Source organism: Intestinimonas sp. RTP31139st1_F5_RTP31139_211217 (assembly GCF_040226735.1).
Lineage (GTDB): Bacteria > Bacillota > Clostridia > Oscillospirales > Oscillospiraceae > Intestinimonas > Intestinimonas butyriciproducens.
The window spans coordinates 16,844-32,935 of the sequence record NZ_JBCOAQ010000007.1; the positions used below are offsets into that span (position 1 = coordinate 16,844).

General features: G+C 55.9%; 15 protein-coding genes. All 15 read left to right on the forward strand.

Going from position 1 to position 16,092, the window contains the following annotated elements; translation table 11 throughout:
• Positions 1–109 precede the first annotated feature (109 nt).
• The 15 genes from ABUA09_RS07015 to ABUA09_RS07085 all read left to right on the forward strand — a co-directional run bounded on the left by ABUA09_RS07015 (position 110) and on the right by ABUA09_RS07085 (position 16,049).
• Positions 110–1,861, forward strand: coding sequence for an ABC transporter ATP-binding protein (locus ABUA09_RS07015; protein WP_009259479.1), 1,752 nt, complete (start codon positions 110–112; stop codon positions 1,859–1,861).
• Positions 1,854–3,578 (forward strand): ABC transporter ATP-binding protein, encoded by a 1,725-nt coding sequence (locus tag ABUA09_RS07020; RefSeq protein ID WP_009259478.1) that lies wholly within the window; start codon positions 1,854–1,856, stop codon positions 3,576–3,578. The genes ABUA09_RS07015 and ABUA09_RS07020 overlap by 8 nt, the downstream gene beginning before the upstream one ends.
• A 254-nt stretch (positions 3,579–3,832) precedes the next feature.
• Complete coding sequence (locus ABUA09_RS07025) at positions 3,833–5,248, forward strand: Mov34/MPN/PAD-1 family protein (RefSeq protein ID WP_009259477.1); 1,416 nt, start codon at positions 3,833–3,835, stop codon at positions 5,246–5,248.
• Positions 5,245–6,030, forward strand: a complete 786-nt coding sequence (locus ABUA09_RS07030; RefSeq protein WP_009259476.1) for a ThiF family adenylyltransferase — start codon at positions 5,245–5,247, stop codon at positions 6,028–6,030. Before ABUA09_RS07025 ends, ABUA09_RS07030 begins: the two co-directional genes overlap by 4 nt.
• A complete protein-coding gene (locus ABUA09_RS07035; RefSeq protein ID WP_009259475.1) occupies positions 6,027–7,124 on the forward strand; it encodes a DNA polymerase III subunit beta in 1,098 nt (365 codons plus the stop codon). The genes ABUA09_RS07030 and ABUA09_RS07035 overlap by 4 nt, the downstream gene beginning before the upstream one ends.
• A 19-nt stretch (positions 7,125–7,143) precedes the next feature.
• Entirely contained in the window at positions 7,144–7,863 is a 720-nt protein-coding gene (locus ABUA09_RS07040; RefSeq protein WP_009259474.1) for a hypothetical protein, read from the forward strand.
• A 3-nt stretch (positions 7,864–7,866) separates the two neighbouring features.
• Entirely contained in the window at positions 7,867–8,055 is a 189-nt protein-coding gene (locus ABUA09_RS07045; RefSeq protein WP_021632142.1) for a hypothetical protein, read from the forward strand.
• 69 nt (positions 8,056–8,124) lie between these two features.
• Positions 8,125–9,552, forward strand: coding sequence for a DUF6094 domain-containing protein (locus ABUA09_RS07050; RefSeq protein WP_009259473.1), 1,428 nt, complete (start codon positions 8,125–8,127; stop codon positions 9,550–9,552).
• 13 nt (positions 9,553–9,565) lie between these two features.
• A complete protein-coding gene (locus ABUA09_RS07055) occupies positions 9,566–10,147 on the forward strand; it encodes a hypothetical protein (protein ID WP_009259472.1) in 582 nt (193 codons plus the stop codon).
• Entirely contained in the window at positions 10,144–10,443 is a 300-nt protein-coding gene (locus tag ABUA09_RS07060; RefSeq protein WP_009259471.1) for a hypothetical protein, read from the forward strand. Before ABUA09_RS07055 ends, ABUA09_RS07060 begins: the two co-directional genes overlap by 4 nt.
• A gap of 10 nt (positions 10,444–10,453) precedes the next feature.
• Positions 10,454–11,065, forward strand: coding sequence for a hypothetical protein (locus tag ABUA09_RS07065; protein ID WP_009259470.1), 612 nt, complete (start codon positions 10,454–10,456; stop codon positions 11,063–11,065).
• Positions 11,066–11,740 (forward strand): hypothetical protein, encoded by a 675-nt coding sequence (locus ABUA09_RS07070; RefSeq protein ID WP_009259469.1) that lies wholly within the window; start codon positions 11,066–11,068, stop codon positions 11,738–11,740.
• 13 nt (positions 11,741–11,753) lie between these two features.
• Positions 11,754–12,719, forward strand: a complete 966-nt coding sequence (locus ABUA09_RS07075; RefSeq protein ID WP_009259468.1) for a Rad52/Rad22 family DNA repair protein — start codon at positions 11,754–11,756, stop codon at positions 12,717–12,719.
• A gap of 16 nt (positions 12,720–12,735) precedes the next feature.
• On the forward strand, positions 12,736–14,604 hold the full coding sequence (locus ABUA09_RS07080) for an AAA family ATPase (RefSeq protein WP_009259467.1): 1,869 nt from the start codon (positions 12,736–12,738) through the stop codon (positions 14,602–14,604).
• A 14-nt stretch (positions 14,605–14,618) separates the two neighbouring features.
• Entirely contained in the window at positions 14,619–16,049 is a 1,431-nt protein-coding gene (locus tag ABUA09_RS07085) for a hypothetical protein (protein ID WP_009259466.1), read from the forward strand.
• Positions 16,050–16,092 lie beyond the last annotated feature (43 nt).

The following is a 16,092-nucleotide window of genomic DNA, read 5'->3' on the forward strand; positions in this document are numbered from 1 at the left end:
TATACTAAAATTACACTGTAATATTACATCGTAATTCAAATTTTAGCACAGGACCCTTGAAATTGCAATACCCTCCTTGCATTTTTTGTGGCCTGAAAGGAGGCTGGTTATGAAGTCGAAAGAACCGGGAACGATTCGGCAGCTCTTTGCTTTCGTGGGAGAAAACAACGGTAAAATGCTCCTCTCCATCTTCCTGGCTGTCTTGGGAGAACTGTTTGGCATAGGCCCGTTTTTAATGGTGGCTGTCCTCGCGGACGCCTTGTACCGGGGGACTGCAACGCCCAAGCTGGTATTGTTTCTCTGCGGAGGCGCCGCAGTTTGCCAGATCATAAAAATGCTGCTTACCTGGCGGTCCTCCCTGATGTCCCACAAAATTTCCTTTACCATACTGAAAAATATCCGGGAGGCCATTACAGGTCGGATGGCGAAGATCCCCATGGGCGTCATGCTGGAAACGCCCACAGGAGCTTTCAAAAATCTGATTGTGGACAATGTGGCGAAGCTGGAGGACTCCATGGCCCATTTCATGCCGGAACTGCCCTCTAACATCGCCGCGCCCCTATGCAGTATTCTTCTGATTTTTCTGCTGGACTGGCGGATGGGGCTGGCCGCACTGGTGACAATTCCGCTGGGCACCCTCTTTTTTGCCGCCATGATGCGGGGATATGGGCCCCGCATGGAGAACTATATGCGCTCTGCCAACGAGATGAACAGTGCTCTGGTGGAGTATGTCAACGGCATTCAGGTCATTAAGGCGTTCAACCGGTCCGCAGCTTCCTATGGAAAGTATGCTGATTCTGTCCGCTATTTCCACGATTCCACCATGGCATGGTGGAGCCAGTGCTGGCTTTGGAACGCGGCGGCCCGGGCGGTCCTCCCTTCTACGCTTCTGGGGACCCTTCCAGTGGGAGCGTGGCTCTACATGGAGGGAAGTCTTTCCCTCCATGTCTTTCTGGTGGCCTTGGTGGTGCCTCTGGGGTTCATTGCGCCTCTGATGAAGGTATCCGAAGCCATGGAGCAGGTCAGCATGATTAAGGGCAATCTGGAACAGGTCACCGCCTTTTTGAAAACACCGGAACTTGTCCGCCCCACAGAGCCCGCAGAGCTTGGGGAGCGGTGTTATCAATTTGAGGATGTCCATTTTGCTTATAACGAAGCCGAAATTCTCCACGGTATCTCATTCCAGACACAGCCCGGTACCATGACCGCCATAGTTGGTCCATCCGGCTCCGGGAAGTCTACGATTGCCAAGCTGATGGCCGGTTTTTGGGATGTAACCTCCGGTACGGTCCACTTTGGCGGGCAGGATATTCGTAGCATCCCATTTGGACAGCTCATGGGTGAAATCAGCTATGTAGCCCAGGACAATTTTCTCTTTGACAAATCCATTCGGGAAAACATCCGCATGGGAAATCCAGATGCCAGCGACGAGGAAGTAGAGGCTGCGGCCAAGGCCGCCAACTGCCACGACTTTATCATGCAGTTAGAGCAGGGTTATGATACCATGGCCGGCGATGCCGGGGCCCGCCTCTCCGGCGGAGAGCGGCAGCGCATCACCATTGCGCGGGCCATGCTCAAGCAGGCGTCCGTCATTATTTTGGACGAGGCGACCGCTTATGCAGACCCTGAGAACGAGGCGCTGATCCAGCAGGCTATCAGCAAGCTGGTGGTGGGAAAGTCTCTGATTGTCGTGGCCCACCGGCTGAATACAATCCGCAATGCCGACCAGATATTGGTTGTTGCCAACGGTGAGATTGTGGGCCGGGGCATCCAGGAGGAGCTTCTGCAGAGCTGCCCCCTTTACCGAAAGATGTGGCAGGACTACACAGGCTCTACGGAAGGAGGCGCAGAAGATGTTTGAAATGATTTGCCGTGTCTTTAAGATTGCGGGAAACAGCCGGAGAAAAATTGTGGCAGGCATCGTCTGCAACATTCTGAAATCCTTCTTCAACGGTTTTATGATGTTCGGTGTATTCTGGATTCTGCTCCATCTGGATGGACTCTCCCCGGCCATCATCGGGCAGGCTTTTGGCGTAATTCTGGGCAGTGTGCTGGGCCGCTTCTTTTTCCAGTGGATGTATGACCGTACCATGAGCGGGTCCGGCTATGACATTTTCCGGGATTACCGTCTGGAGATTGGGGAACGGCTGAAGCAGGCGCCCATGGGATATTTCTCAGAACAAAATCTGGGCACCATTCAGGCCATGCTCACCACCACGATTGCTGATCTGGAGGGGTACTCCATGCTGGCGATTGAGCAGATGACCAGCGGTGTGGCTATGGCTGTACTGATGTCCGTGATGATGTTCTTTTTCAGCCCGGTGATTGCGGGATTGAGCCTTGTGGGGCTGGCACTTGGGATGCTGGTCCTGCGTTGGGTGCGGCTTCGCGCCGCCCAATATGCCCCCATTTACCAGGAGGCCCAGGAGCATCTGGTCGGTAAGGTGATGGAATACATACGGGGCATTTCGGTGCTGCGTTCTTTTTCCAAAGGCGAGGAGGGACAGGTGGAAGTCCGCGCTGCGTTCCAGAAAAAATGGGATGCGGACTACGGCCAGGAAAAGGCTACAGCTGGCGTCCTCCGTTTCTATGGGCTGACCTTTAAGCTCATGAGCTGTGTGCTGATTGCGGCGGCGGCTCTGCTGTATCTGGCGGGGCAGATCAGCCGGCCTTATTGCCTGACTTTCCTGTTCTGCGCTTTCACAGTCTATTCCGATTTGGAGACGATGGGCAACAGCGCCTTTCTGAGTAAAAAGATCAATACGGAACTGGACCGGCTGGAGGAGGTCACCGACATTCCAAAGATGGATACCAGCTCGGAGAAACTGGTTGTGTCCCACTATGATATTTCTCTGGAGCATATCTCATTTGGCTATGGGGGCCGTCAGGTGATCCATGATATTTCACTGGAAATCCCGGAGCACACCACCTGCGCGATTGTAGGGCCCTCCGGCAGCGGCAAGACTACACTCTGCAATCTGATTGCCCGCTTTTGGGATGTGCAGGAAGGGACCGTTCGGATTGGCGGGAAAAATGTGAGGGATTATACTGCGGACAGTGTGCTGGAATACATCAGCATGGTCTTTCAGAATGTGTACCTTTTTCACGACTCTGTGGAAAACAACATCCGGTTTGGCCGGCCGGAAGCCACCCGTGAGCAGGTGATAGCGGCCGCAAAACGGGCCTGCTGCCATGACTTCATTCTATCTCTCCCTGATGGGTACGACACAATCATCGGAGAGGGCGGCTCCACCCTCTCCGGCGGAGAAAAGCAGCGTATTTCCATCGCCAGGGCCATTTTGAAAGATGCTCCCATCATCATTCTGGACGAAGCGACCTCCAGCGTGGACCCGGAGAATGAACAGGCGCTTTTATCTGCCATCCAGGAGTTGACAAAGGATAAGACCTTGATCTCGATTGCCCACCGCCTGAGCACCGTCCGAAACGCCGACCAGATTATTGTAATAGACCAGGGACGGATTGTTCAGAGGGGAACACATCATGAGTTGCTGCAAAAGGAGGGAATTTACCAAAGGTTTTTAACCCTGCGAACCGCCGCCACGGGATGGCAATTATAGCTCCGTTGGTTTATTTGTGGCACATCCTGGCAAAAAGCGCAACTGTTCAAGAGATGAAAAAGGTGGTATGCTCTACTTGTATTTAGGTCAGATTTTGTAGGTCAGATTTTTACCCGTGAGGGGCCAATGCGCCCCAAGCGGAGACTTGCCAGAACCTAAATACCGGACCGACCACGCACAAAAACCGCAGTTACCCCATTCAAGGGGCGGCTGCGGCTTTTTTGTGCACTAAACACAGAAAGGAGCAAACGACCATGAATGAAAACCTGTTTACTTTCCCCGGAGGGACAGCCGACGCAAGCGGTGACAACCCATTCGACCTGAGTGGCTTCACTGAATTGACCGGCAGCAACACCCAAAACCCATTTGCTGATCTGCTCGCGGGCGGAGAAGCGACAGAACAGCCTCCGGCAGAAGGCGCCGGCGCTGTGCAGGCAGATGACTCAATCCCGGAAGAGAAAGACGAAACCGACCAGAATCACGAGACCGTGGAAGAGGATGAGTCCCATGAGATTTCCAAATCTCCGGCCCCTCAAGATCCACAGCCAAAATCACCTCCCGCGCCGAAAAGTGAGGAGGACCATGCCTCTGATAAGCCGGAGGAAGCGGAGGACAATCCCCTTCTTGCCGCTATGGAGCGTCAAGAAGAAAAGACCGCCCCAAAAGTGGCCGAACCCATCTTCGCCCAGCTTCCGGTGTTCTCCTACAATGGATCGGAAGCGCCCATCGAAGACACCGAGCAGACATTCGATGAACTCCGCCTCTCCAAGCTGACGGACTTTCCGGAGTTTGACGAAGCGCAGAGCCTGAGCTGGAAAGTCGTTTACGGCAAGATCGTCAAGGAGATCGTTCTCCCCAAGAAAACCAAAATCGGCCAAATCAAGCGCGAGATCGAAACCTCCAAGGAATTTATCAACGCTTTGAAGAAGGCAACCGACAAGCACCCCAAGTGCCTGGTCAAACCCTCAATCAGTATGCAGAAAAAGGGAGATGCCAGTGCATATAAGGGCGCTTTTTTGTATCTGTCGGAGGCCCAGGCCTCGCCTAAAACCATCACCTTTATCCCCGGGCGGGATGGAAAGGTCTATGAGCGCCGTATTACAGGCGCGGGGGAGTTTGTCACCCCCGCTGAAAACATCACCGTGCTGGATGAGATCCGGCCGGGTTTCCACCCGTCCCTGCCCCGCATTCCCTATTCGCTGATGGAGCAGGCCATAGGCCTGTTCCGCACGATGATGCGCAAGGGAAAGGGGCGGCAACCGGCGGAGGCCCTGGTGCATTTCTACTGGGATAAGCAGGAGCAGCGGTACTTTATCCGCGTCCCGAAGCAGATCGTGAGCGGAGTTTCTGTTGACGCCCTTCTGGACGATGAAGAGCTGATGACCAGCGACCGCTATATCCACTACGCTGACCTGCACTCCCACAACCGGATGCCCGCGGTATTTTCCAAGACGGATGACCATGACGAAAGGGCAACCCGGGTCTATATGGTAGTCGGCCGGCTGGACCGTTACTTCCCGGAGATCACGGTGCGCATCAGCAACGGCGGGCGCTTCCTGGAGATTGCCCCCGAGCAGGTCCTGGAGATGCCCCCGGTAGGGCACTTTCCCCCGGAATGGCTGACACAGATCTGCACGGATGCAGAGGGCGCTTTTGGGGTGGCCGCATGAACTTCTCAAAAAAACGGCCTGTAAAGATCGTCATGCTGGGCGCCGGCGGGACCGGAGCCCACATTGCGCCGCACCTTTACCGGCTCTTATATGCGTTGGAGCGTCCGGTGAAATTTATCATCTGCGACGGTGATAAAGTGGAGCCTAAAAATCTGGTGCGCCAGAATTTCACAGAGGCTGACCTTGGCGAAAACAAGGCCAGGGTAATCGCAGAGCGATATTCCGATGTGTTCGGCCTTGAAACCTCGTATATTCCCCGTTTTATCGAGGATGCCGGACAACTGGAAGAACTGCTTAGGCCCGAAGTATTTCGCCACTATGTGTATGGGTCTGAGCCAAACACGGGCAGATGGGTCACCAACTCGGAACTGGTCATTTTGATCGGAGCCGTGGATAACAACAAGTCTCGTAAACTTTGTCACGAGGTATTCCTCAGAGCGCGGGACCTGGTCTACATTGACTCCGGGAATGGAGAATACACCGGCCAAATTGTCTGCGGCATCCGCAGAGCCGGTAAAACCGTCTACAAGCCTGTGGGGATGCTTTACCCGGAGGTAAGCACCCCGGAAGATCTGTTCCCCACGGAGGTCTCCTGTGCGGAGGCGTCGGTCTCCGCCCCGCAGACCATCGTGGCAAACCTGATGGCCGCCACTGCCGTGGTCACTATGATCTACAACATTCTGGTCATCGGCTGCAACACCGTACAGCAGACCACCTTCTCTACCAAATCGGTGAACATCCGATCTTTTCAAAAACAGCCAACGAGGAGGAAAGCCGCATGAGTACCTTCCATGCCTATGTTGACGCCGCACACTTCCACGAAGCATTGGGTAATGTGCTGCGCTTTGCCGCCAAGCGTTCCCGCCTTCCTATTTTGGAGGAAGCACAGGTCCGCTTTGAGGATGGGCACTGTGTCCTGACCTGCACCAATTTAGACCAGTGGTGTATGAGTACAATTCCCGCAGTCGGGGACTCTTTCTCCTTTGTGTTTGTGGGGACCCGGAAAATCCTCTCCGCCTGCAAATACTTTTCCGGAGAACTGGAGCTCACTTACACGATTGAACCCACAGAGACAAACCCTGATCCGAGGGGCCAAATTTCTATCAGCGACGGGAAACGGAGCCTGAAACGCAGTACGGAGCGCACTTCCGATTTCCCCGAGCTCAAGGAGAAGCCTTTGGACCGCCATTACCCTGTCAATCCGAAAAGACTGCTGGAGCGGTTCAAGCGGGTGAAATACGCCGTTTCCTCGAATGACGCCAGACCAAATCAGTGCTGTATTGAATTTCTGAAGGACAAGATCATCGCTGTGGACGGCTACCGCCTGGCAATGAGCACCGATCCCGCCGTCAATGTGGAAAAACCTTTTTACATTCCGCCGGAGGTCATGGCAGAGCTTACGATGTTCAAGGATCAGGACTGCACGATCTCCGTTGGAGAGGAGTGGGCGGCGGTTGAAAGCGAAACGCTGCGTGTGCTCACCCGGATACCCGGCTATGACGGCTTCGATGTCGAAAGGGCGATTCCCACATCGTTCAGTACGGAATATCCCGTTGATGTGGATCAGCTTTTGGATGAAGTCAGGTATCTCAACGGCTTTATCACCGCAAAAACCCGAAAGCCGATCCGGTTTGACGGGGGCACACTCTCTCTTGAAACACCAGGAGGCACCTATCTCTCCAAGGTCGGCCTGCCTCCCGTTGAGGCGCGGGGCCTCAATCCGAAATACCTGCTGGAGGGGCTGGAGCAGTTCAAGGCAAAGAAAGTGCATACGGTCACCATGAAAATGGGGCACCCGCACTCTCCCATGATCCTGACGGATGGCAAAGACGACCTGGCCATGGTCCTACCGGTCCGGCTGAAAGAAGTCGCATAATAAAAAAGGAGCGATCACAATGAAAAACCTGTATATTCCCAAAGGGAAAACCCTGCATTACGAGACCCTGTACTGCCAGAACATCGTCAATGACGGCACGCTGATCGTGGACGGAACGCTGCACGCCCGGAGCATTTCCGGCAAGGGCATTTTGAAAGCCGGCACAGTTTCCGTCCGCCATGTGGCGGAGATGGATATTGAGTGCGCCACGATGAATGGAGAAACCATGGCCGCTGAGCGTGTGTGCGCCGCTGAGATCGTCCTGTCCGGCTCCGCAACTGTGTCCTGCTATCTGGAGGCGGAGTATGTGGAGGTCCCCAAGCTGACCATGGCAAAGCACAACATCGGTACCCTCAAGGCCGATGATGTTATCACGCTTCCGGAGAAAAAGCGCGGGATCGTCGGCACCCTGGTGGCGGGCTTTTTTCGCCGCTTGTGGTTGTCCGTGATCCACCGTATTCCGGTAGACGCCCCGTATGTCCAGGTTGCGGCCCCGGCACCGGAAAGCACCGATACGGAGCAGGAACAGCCGAAGCCGGAGCGGGCCGGCGATTTTCAGTCTCAGCCCGTTACCCAGCCAATGGATCTGGACCTGGAAGAGGATTTCGAGTTCAAGCGGCTCAAGGCCATGTACCGTCTCCTGAAAGACTGCGGATACACCCTGCGTATCACAAAGCAGGAGGAGACTGTGCTGACTCCGCGGGAGGATAGCGCGTCTACCCTCCCCAAGGCTGCGTGACCTATGGAGAACATCATCATCCGGCAGCGCCGGGAGGTGACCGCCATGGGGATAACCCGGGTCCGGGAGCTGTGCGCCCAAGGCTACATAGACCAGTCAGGCGTTTTTCGCCTGAAACGCTGTGTCGGCCGATATGGGCCGAAAGAGCCGTGCAAAACGGCAAACCCTGTTATTACAAACCGTGCCGCGTAGGCACTGAAAGCAGAGGGGGACTGTGCGGAGCGCGGTCCCCCTCTGGCTAAATCACGGAGGTGATCAAACATGGAGCAGGTAAACGAGGCACAGCCTCAAAGCCAGCCCCCTTCCCAGCGGTTTTATGCCCTGGAACAGCTTGGCGAGCTTGCCGGTACCATTACTTTGATTTCGGAGGGCCTGCAAGCCTATCGGGCTCAGGTTGCCGGGCTTTTGGCCGGCCAGAAAAAGGCGGAGGCATTTGAACTGTACCGCCTGCTGGAGCGGCAGCGCACTTATCTGGTCGAACAGATCCGTGCGACCCGGCCTTTCCTGATGGAGCTGGAGAATCCGCTGGCCCCTGCCGCGCAAAAGCTGGCGGAGCAACTGGCAGCCTTTCCGCTGATGACCGCGGACTACTCCAAACTGACCGAAGTGCTGAAGCGGTTTGCGGACGCGCTTCCAGACCATCAGACCACAGACGCCTCAATCATCGGGCGCCTGATGAACAATGTCCGGCTGGGGCATTACCCCACGGACCTCACTCATGTGGGGTATATCGCCAACAGCATTGTCTTTCCCGCAGAGAACACGGCCAACCTGATTGACCCATGCTGTGGAACAGGGGACGCCCTGCTCCGGCTCGCCCTGGGGACGGACAGCCAATGCTACGGCATTGAACTGGATGACCACCGGGCGGAACAGGCACAGCAGCAGTTGTACCGTGTCGGCTTCGGCAGCTTCTTCGGCTCCAATATCAGCCCAGGAGCTTTTCATGCCGTTTTCCTGAATCCGCCCTATCTGTCTGTCCTGTCTGAGAATGGAGGACGGAGCAGAGACGAAAAGCGGTTTCTGATTGAGAGCATCCCCCTTCTTATGATGGGCGGGCTTCTGATCTACATTGTCCCCTATTACCGCCTGACGGCAGATCTGTGCGGCATCATCTGTGACAACTTTGAACAGGTGCGTATTCACCGCTTCCTGGACAGGGAGTTCAAGCAGTTTAAGCAGGTGGTCGTCACAGGCGTGCGCCGCAGACGGACGGAGGCGGAACAGGATGCGGAGGCGCTGTGCTCCGCCGCGGAGCACCCGGAGACCTTACCTACCGCCGACCTTCTGCCCAAGGCCTGCTATGAGCTCCCGGCAGTCTCCAAAAAGGTGGAGACATTCCGGGGGGCTGTGTTCAATGAAGACGAGCTGGCCCGCCAGCTGGCAAACTCCACCGGCTTTGACCGGCTGTTTGCCAAAAGCCGGCTGGACAGCGAGATCAAGCGTCCGCCCCTGCCCCTGTCTATCGGACAGGTGGGGCTGATCGGCGGCTCCGGCCTGATCAACGGACTGATGGAGTGCGACTATCCGCATATCGTCAAGGGCCGGATCATCAAAGAGAAGCACACCGTCACGGATGAAAACAGGGGGCCCCATGGGCGCCTGATTTCCACCGAGATACGGGAGACGATTTCCAACCGGATGATCTTCAATATCCTGACGCCGAGCGGTTTCCGCTCGCTGACTTAAAGGAGAAAGTGATATGAACGAAAAAAACTATTTTACCATTGTTGTGCCTCTTTCCCCTGATGCACAGAAAATCGTGCAAGGCAACCCATCAGCCGTCCCGCTGCGGGCGGCGGTTTGGTCGCAGGCGGCGGAACGCATGAAGCCGCTTCTGGGAGGTGTCTGCTCCCGTTTCTCTCCCGCGGTAGCCCCCTATGGAGAGCCGCTTCACCTGCCCTTCGGCGTCGCTTTGGGCGGTGCAGAAGCCGAACAGTTTCTGCTCTGCTATTTCCATGCCAGGGAAAATCAAGAGGAGGAGATCAGGAGCCGCACTCAGGCCATTCGAGCTCTGGGCAGAAAAGTTGGTCAGTTCCATCCTGATGAAGAAACGACTTTGACCGTCATGGCGTTTCGTTCTTCTGATCCTGAACTGCATAAGCAGATGGATGTTGCCCAGCGTTTCTTTTCCGACGATATTACCGCCGCTGCGGGTCTGTACTATTTAGGCTTTGGCTCCAACTACATCAATGAGCAGCAGGAGCGGCAGATCCTCTCCAATCCGGAGGCTTATGCTCTCTGTGTGGCTGAGCTTCAGCCAGTGGAGGAAGCAGCGCGATGAGGAAAGTGTTAGACCTTGGCGAACTCCATAAACAGCTCAGACAGACGGAGGAACATGAGCCGCACTTCGACGAGGAGCTAAACCCCTACCTGCTGGACACAGTTCTTCCGCAACTGGAGGGTGAGGAGCCCATCCGGCTGGAGCAAATCGACTTTGATCAGTTCGACGAAGAGGACCCGTTCACAATCCTCGACTATTATTACTGGCGGGAAAATCTTTGTAATACGATGCGCCACATCAACAGGCGGATTTCCGACATTTTGCCGTCTTGTGTGAAAACCAGAGCGTTTTTATAGGAGGCCGGACATGGACGAAGATACTTTGAACGCAGCCATGAGGATCTTAAACATGGCAAAAGTGCTGGAGAGCCACGGGAAATTGAACAGGCTCATGGATATGCTTGGAGATTGCACGGAGATCACCTGGGATAATCAGTGCATGGTGGAACGGTTTGCCTGTGAGAGCGTATTTCAGAATACCAAGTGCTATGAGCAGTGCGGAAAGCAGGTCTCCCATCATGCGTATGAACCGGATCGTGAGGTCTATGTTCTGCGCGACCCGCTGCTGGACAGGTTTCATGCTTTGTGCCGGGAATATGAATCCCGAAGAGGGATAACCCGAATTGAAAACCCCTATGCGCGGGAGCTGGAGGACGCGGTCCACAGTGCTATGCGCCTCAGCAACTATAACTTTGATTACCTTTGGGTAGACGGCTCGGAGGCGCGGAAAAGCCCCAAACTCCTGCTCTTTCTGTTCGAGGAGTTCTACTCCTTTGATGAGATTCCGAAGGCTCTGTGCGACATCCTGGACGCCTGCCAGAGCGGAATCAGGGAATTAGAACAGGAGCTGAAGAAGCCGGCGGGCAAAGTAATTGCCCTGCCTTCTCAGCCTGCGCTGAAGCAAAAGGAGGCGGCATAAATGGAGGCCAGCAACGACATTATGATCCGCATTTCGCCCAATGAGGGCAAAATCACCGTGGAAGAGGACGCGCAAGGTGTCTTCTCCCGGAAAAGCATCACCGAGGAAGATCTGCTTCGGTGCTTCAAAGACAGCCTGCGGACAGCAGACGAGGGCTATCACAGCGGTTTCCTGCCGCTGAATACTATCTCGCTCTATCAAAGCGAGACGGTAAAACGCTTCGTTCTCTGGCACCCCAGGCTGTACGCCGATGTTTCGGTCTACGATACGCCCTATCCCCACTTCCCGATCCCTCGTCTGGTATTTGGCTTTTCGCTCAATCAAGAGGGGAAAGCATCCCATTGCCGGATTGGGGTGGTGGCGGATGAAATCCCGACCCCGGAGACACCCATGTACTACTATCCATTTTCCAATGTGAGCCGCGAAAGCGGGAGCCTTTGCGTGGGAGCCAACACGCTGCCAATCTATAAAAAGCCGCACAAGGCACACAACCTTCCAGCGTTTCTCCTGAGTATTCCGAACAACATGCACTATTACAGCAGCTCCAACAACAAGTTAGGACTGGAATATCGGGAACTCATGGAGCATCTGAAGGACAAAGACCCCGAATACTACTATTCGGACATTCTCATCCCCAAAAAGGAAACGCTCGGCGAGTTTATTCAACGGGCCTAAAGGAGCGAATATCATGTGGAACAAATCAGCGGAAGAACTTCGGGCGGCCCTTTCCGCCCCCTTTCAGAGCGCCGACATTGAGTGGCGGATCTCCGCGACCAATTCAGCAAAGACCAGCGGCCTGGCAGTGCCCTATGTGACCAACCGAGCCATCCAAACCCGGCTGGACAGCACAGTGGGCATCGACGGCTGGCACAATGATTTTGTGCCGTGGAAAGGCGAGAGCGCCCAGCTGTGCGGCATTTCCATCTATTTTCCGTCCCAGGAGGCGTGGATCACCAAATGGGACGGGGCCGATGACAGCGATATTGAATCGGTCAAGGGCGGCCTCAGCGACAGTATGAAGCGGGCCGCGGTTGAGTGGGGCATCGGCCGGTATCTCTACGGCATGACGCAAAAATGGGTCTCCATTGAGCAGAGGGGAAAAGGGTATGTGATCTGCAACGACGAACGCCCCACCTTGGACGCCGTCCATGATCAGTGGGTGCAGTCACTCCAGCAGAAAAAGGACCACCCCGGCGAACAGGACAAACAGGGCCATCACACCCGGAGCCAATCTGCCGATCCCAATGGCCGTCCCCGCCAGCAGGGCGGACAGCCTGCCCCTCAGAGGCAGGGCGCAACCCCTCCGCCGCAGCCGCCGCAGGCACAGCCCGGGCGCCCGCCCCAGCAAGCCCCTCAGATGCAGGGACAGCCTTCCCAAGGCCAGACCTCCGCTTCCGGCATCCCGGCCGGGTGCTATCTGGTGACCGGCGCTGTCCTCAAGCCGACGATGAGCGGAAACAGCCGCACCAGCGTCCAGGTCAGGGACAGCGCGGGACAGGTCTTTCAGGCATATACCCGGGGCGCCGACAGCCGGCTTGCGCCGGGACTGATCCTGACAAACGCGAATTTTTCCACGCAGCACAGCAACGGCGTCACCTTCTATATTTTGGAGGCATACCAGATCCTCGACCTGGGCTCAGAACAGGCCGCATAAGTAAGGAGGCAATCAAATGATCCAACCGATCAAGCAATTCCGCGTGACCCGGCTTACAATCAGCGGGTTTAAGGGATATGCGGACCAGAAGACCTTTCAGTTTGGCGGCATGAATGTGATCTCCGGCCATATGGGCGTGGGGAAAAGCAGCATTGCCGACGCCATCGCCTTTGCCATCACCGGCGTAGGCTTCTATGCCGGCGCGAAGATTGACTACCTCTATCATCAGGATACCCGTGATTTGCTGGTAGAGCTGGAGTTTGAGGATGAGTCCGGCAAACTTCGGACCCTCGCCCGCCATCGCAAGGATGACAAAATGGACATCACGCTGGATGGTGTCCGCATCGGCCAGGGGGATCTCACCACCATGTTTGGAGAGCGCGATCTTTTCCTGTCGATGTTCAACCCGCAATACTTTATCAATGTTTTGGGCAGTAAGGGCCGCAACCTTTTGGAGCGGTATCTGCCGGAGGTGCCCAAGGCGGAAGTTCTCGCTCAGCTCAGCGACCAGACGCGGGCACTGCTGGAAAAGCAGGAGTTTCTATCCGCGGAGGCTTACTCCAAGCAGCTGCGCGAACAAGTGACCGACATAGAAAAGGATATGGTCTATATCCAGGGGCAGATTGACCTGCACGCCTCTCAACAGAAGGAGCAGGCACAGGAGCTCATGGAAGCTCAGGTAAGGCATACACAGCTTCAGGAGCGAATCGGTGAACTGGAGCGTAAGCGCACCACAGGTTTTGACGGAAACAGTATGATCGACCGTCTGGCCGACTTATACGCCCGTTATGAAGAATTACAGCGGGAGAATCCAGTGATTGCCGATACGGCAAACCTGGATCTTCAAATTCACGCCGCAGCTGAGAAGCTGGCCCGCCGCAAGGCGGACGCCTACCAGAGCAAGTATGCCGCCGCACTGGCCCAGGCGCAGGAGCGTATCCACAGGCTCAGTATGGAGTTCAAGCGAACCAAGCATATCCACGACGGCCTGACGGCGGGGGTGCAGTGCCCCATGTGCCGCCAGACCATCACGGAGCAGACATTGCCGCAGGTGAAGGGGGAATTTGCCGCCTCCCTGCGCCGCATCCAGGCCGAAGGCTGCCAGCTCACCGCCCAGTGCAAAGAAGTCCAGGAGTTGGACGCCAAGGCGCGGACCGTTTTTGAGCAGTTTCGGGAGGACGATATTGCCGCCGGAGAAGCCGAGCTTGAGGAACTCAGCGGCCAACGTAAACAGGCGCTTGAACAGGCGGAGGAACGGCGAAATTTCCACCAGCAAGAGCTTGAGCGCCTGCACAGCGAGATCCAGAGCACCGAGCTGGACCGGGAATGCGGTATGCTCAGCCAGGAGGAAATCGAGGAACTGAACAGGGCCCGCACGGAGTTTGCCGGGCTCAATGCCAAAATTGAGGTGCTGTCGAAGCTGGTCCAGGCCTCTCCGGAGGCTGCGGGGAAGCAGGAGCAGGACATCAAGCAGATGCAGGCCTCCATCCAGCAAAAGAAGGAGCTTCTTTCCGCCCTGGCCTTCTATATCTCAAAGCGGGTGGAGATCAACTTCTCTAAGCTCAGGATGAACCGGGTGTCGATCACCCTCTATGATGTGGTGAAGAGCACCGGCGAAGTCAAGGATGTATTCCGCTTCACCTATGAGGGCCGCGACTACATTTGTCTGTCTCACTCCGAGCGAATTCGGGCTGGACTGGAAGTTGCGGAGCTGATCAAGCGTCTGCTGGGCGTCGAGTACCCGACTTTTATCGACGATGTGGAGTCCGTTCCCGTCATCGACAATGTTCGCCCCACGGGGCAGGTGTTTATCGCCAAAGTGATCAAGGGCACCGCGCTGCAGGTCCAGGTGGCCGACAATACGGGTGTCCCGAAAGCCGCATAAAACGGTGAGCGCCTATGGGCAAGCACCGTTCCGGCCATTCTTATCAGGAATTTCCGATCCTGAATGTGGCGAGAAGATGTGGGCTTGTCCTGAATGACCGCACGCTGGAATGGGAGGAGGTGGAAGCCTCCTGCCCATTCTGCGGCGACCACGGGCCAGGGAAACACCATCTCTTTCTCAACACCACCAGAAATATTTTCCGCTGTGTGCTCTGCGGAGAAAAGGGCAACAGCGTGTCCCTCTATGCCAAGATGGAGGGGGTTTCAAACCGGCAGGCGTTTCGGGCGTTATCGGAGGACAGCGTTCTTTACCGGTTTCCCCAGCAGCCCCTGTCACAAAAACCGGCGGAACGGGAGCCCAGCTCCCTGGCCGTCCGGCACAATGTCTACTATGATATGCTCATGCACCTGGAGCTCTCCCCCAAGCACAAAGCCGATCTTTTGGCTCGGGGATTGAGTGAGGAGCGTATTGAGCAAAACATGTACCGCACTCTGCCCATGTCCAGCTCCGCCCGGCGTTTTCTGGCGGGCATCCTTTCCGACTTTCACAATCTGGAGGGCGTCCCGGGCTTCTATGTTGACCGGGGATACTGGAACATCCTCGGCCATTCGGGGCTTCTGGTGCCGTGCCGCGACAGGAACGGCTATATCCAGGGTCTCCAGATCCGGCTGGATGATGAGACCAAGCCGGATCGAAAATACCGGTGGCTCTCCAGCCGCGGCAAGGCTCATGGGACCCGCAGCTACTCCTATATCCATGTCACCGGGAATATCCATGCCAGGACCGCCTATCTCACAGAGGGAGGCTTAAAAGGCGATGTGGCCAGCTTCCTGGATCACGACGCGCTCTTTCTCTGCTTTGCTGGCGTGACGGCCATCGCCGGCCTCAAGGATGCGCTCCAGTCCATGGAGAATCTGGAAGAGGTCGTGGTTGCCCTGGACATGGATAAGCTGGTCAACTGGCGGGTGCGAAACGCCCTGGGAAAAATCCTGGAAACGGTACAGAGCATACCCAATCTCCGGGTACGCCTGATGAACTGGAACATGACCTTCAAGGGCGTGGACGACTTCTACAAGGCCCGCAATGAAGCGGCCTCAAAGGGTGTGAACATTTTGGATATGACTTCAAACTTTATCACCATGCGCCTGGAAAGCCTGTGGAAACAGGAATATCCCGAGCAGGACCGCGGCTTTATCCACACCTGCGAGTGGGAGGAATTAACAGTTCCGATAGACCAGCTGACTGCCGGGAAACCTGCGGACATGAAGAAAGCGCAATACTATCTGAAGCTCCTGTGGGCAGGCAAAGTGGACTTTCCGCCCCTTGTCAGCGTCAACGGCGTGGTGATCGACGGCCTGCACCGATTCTGGGCCTATCAGCAGATGGGGTATCAGACGGTGACGGTCTATCAGAACAAGCCGTGGGCCATGCCCACAGCGGCATAGGGCCCGCCAGCGAAAGGAGAACGCTTTGCCAACCAACCGTTTA

Excerpts from the sequence above, each read along its gene's own strand:
- ABUA09_RS07055 (WP_009259472.1), top strand. The coding sequence starts at position 9,566 with ATGAACGAAAAAAACTATTTTACCATTGTTGTGCCTCTTTCCCCTGAT.
- ABUA09_RS07025 (WP_009259477.1), top strand. The coding sequence starts at position 3,833 with ATGAATGAAAACCTGTTTACTTTCCCCGGAGGGACAGCCGACGCAAGC.
- ABUA09_RS07035 (WP_009259475.1), top strand. The coding sequence starts at position 6,027 with ATGAGTACCTTCCATGCCTATGTTGACGCCGCACACTTCCACGAAGCA.
- ABUA09_RS07070 (WP_009259469.1), top strand. The coding sequence starts at position 11,066 with ATGGAGGCCAGCAACGACATTATGATCCGCATTTCGCCCAATGAGGGC.
- ABUA09_RS07045 (WP_021632142.1), top strand. The coding sequence starts at position 7,867 with ATGGAGAACATCATCATCCGGCAGCGCCGGGAGGTGACCGCCATGGGG.
- ABUA09_RS07030 (WP_009259476.1), top strand. The coding sequence starts at position 5,245 with ATGAACTTCTCAAAAAAACGGCCTGTAAAGATCGTCATGCTGGGCGCC.
- ABUA09_RS07050 (WP_009259473.1), top strand. The coding sequence starts at position 8,125 with ATGGAGCAGGTAAACGAGGCACAGCCTCAAAGCCAGCCCCCTTCCCAG.
- ABUA09_RS07085 (WP_009259466.1), top strand. The coding sequence starts at position 14,619 with ATGGGCAAGCACCGTTCCGGCCATTCTTATCAGGAATTTCCGATCCTG.
- ABUA09_RS07040 (WP_009259474.1), top strand. The coding sequence starts at position 7,144 with ATGAAAAACCTGTATATTCCCAAAGGGAAAACCCTGCATTACGAGACC.
- ABUA09_RS07060 (WP_009259471.1), top strand. The coding sequence starts at position 10,144 with ATGAGGAAAGTGTTAGACCTTGGCGAACTCCATAAACAGCTCAGACAG.
- ABUA09_RS07015 (WP_009259479.1), top strand. The coding sequence starts at position 110 with ATGAAGTCGAAAGAACCGGGAACGATTCGGCAGCTCTTTGCTTTCGTG.
- ABUA09_RS07020 (WP_009259478.1), top strand. The coding sequence starts at position 1,854 with ATGTTTGAAATGATTTGCCGTGTCTTTAAGATTGCGGGAAACAGCCGG.
- ABUA09_RS07065 (WP_009259470.1), top strand. The coding sequence starts at position 10,454 with ATGGACGAAGATACTTTGAACGCAGCCATGAGGATCTTAAACATGGCA.
- ABUA09_RS07075 (WP_009259468.1), top strand. The coding sequence starts at position 11,754 with ATGTGGAACAAATCAGCGGAAGAACTTCGGGCGGCCCTTTCCGCCCCC.
- ABUA09_RS07080 (WP_009259467.1), top strand. The coding sequence starts at position 12,736 with ATGATCCAACCGATCAAGCAATTCCGCGTGACCCGGCTTACAATCAGC.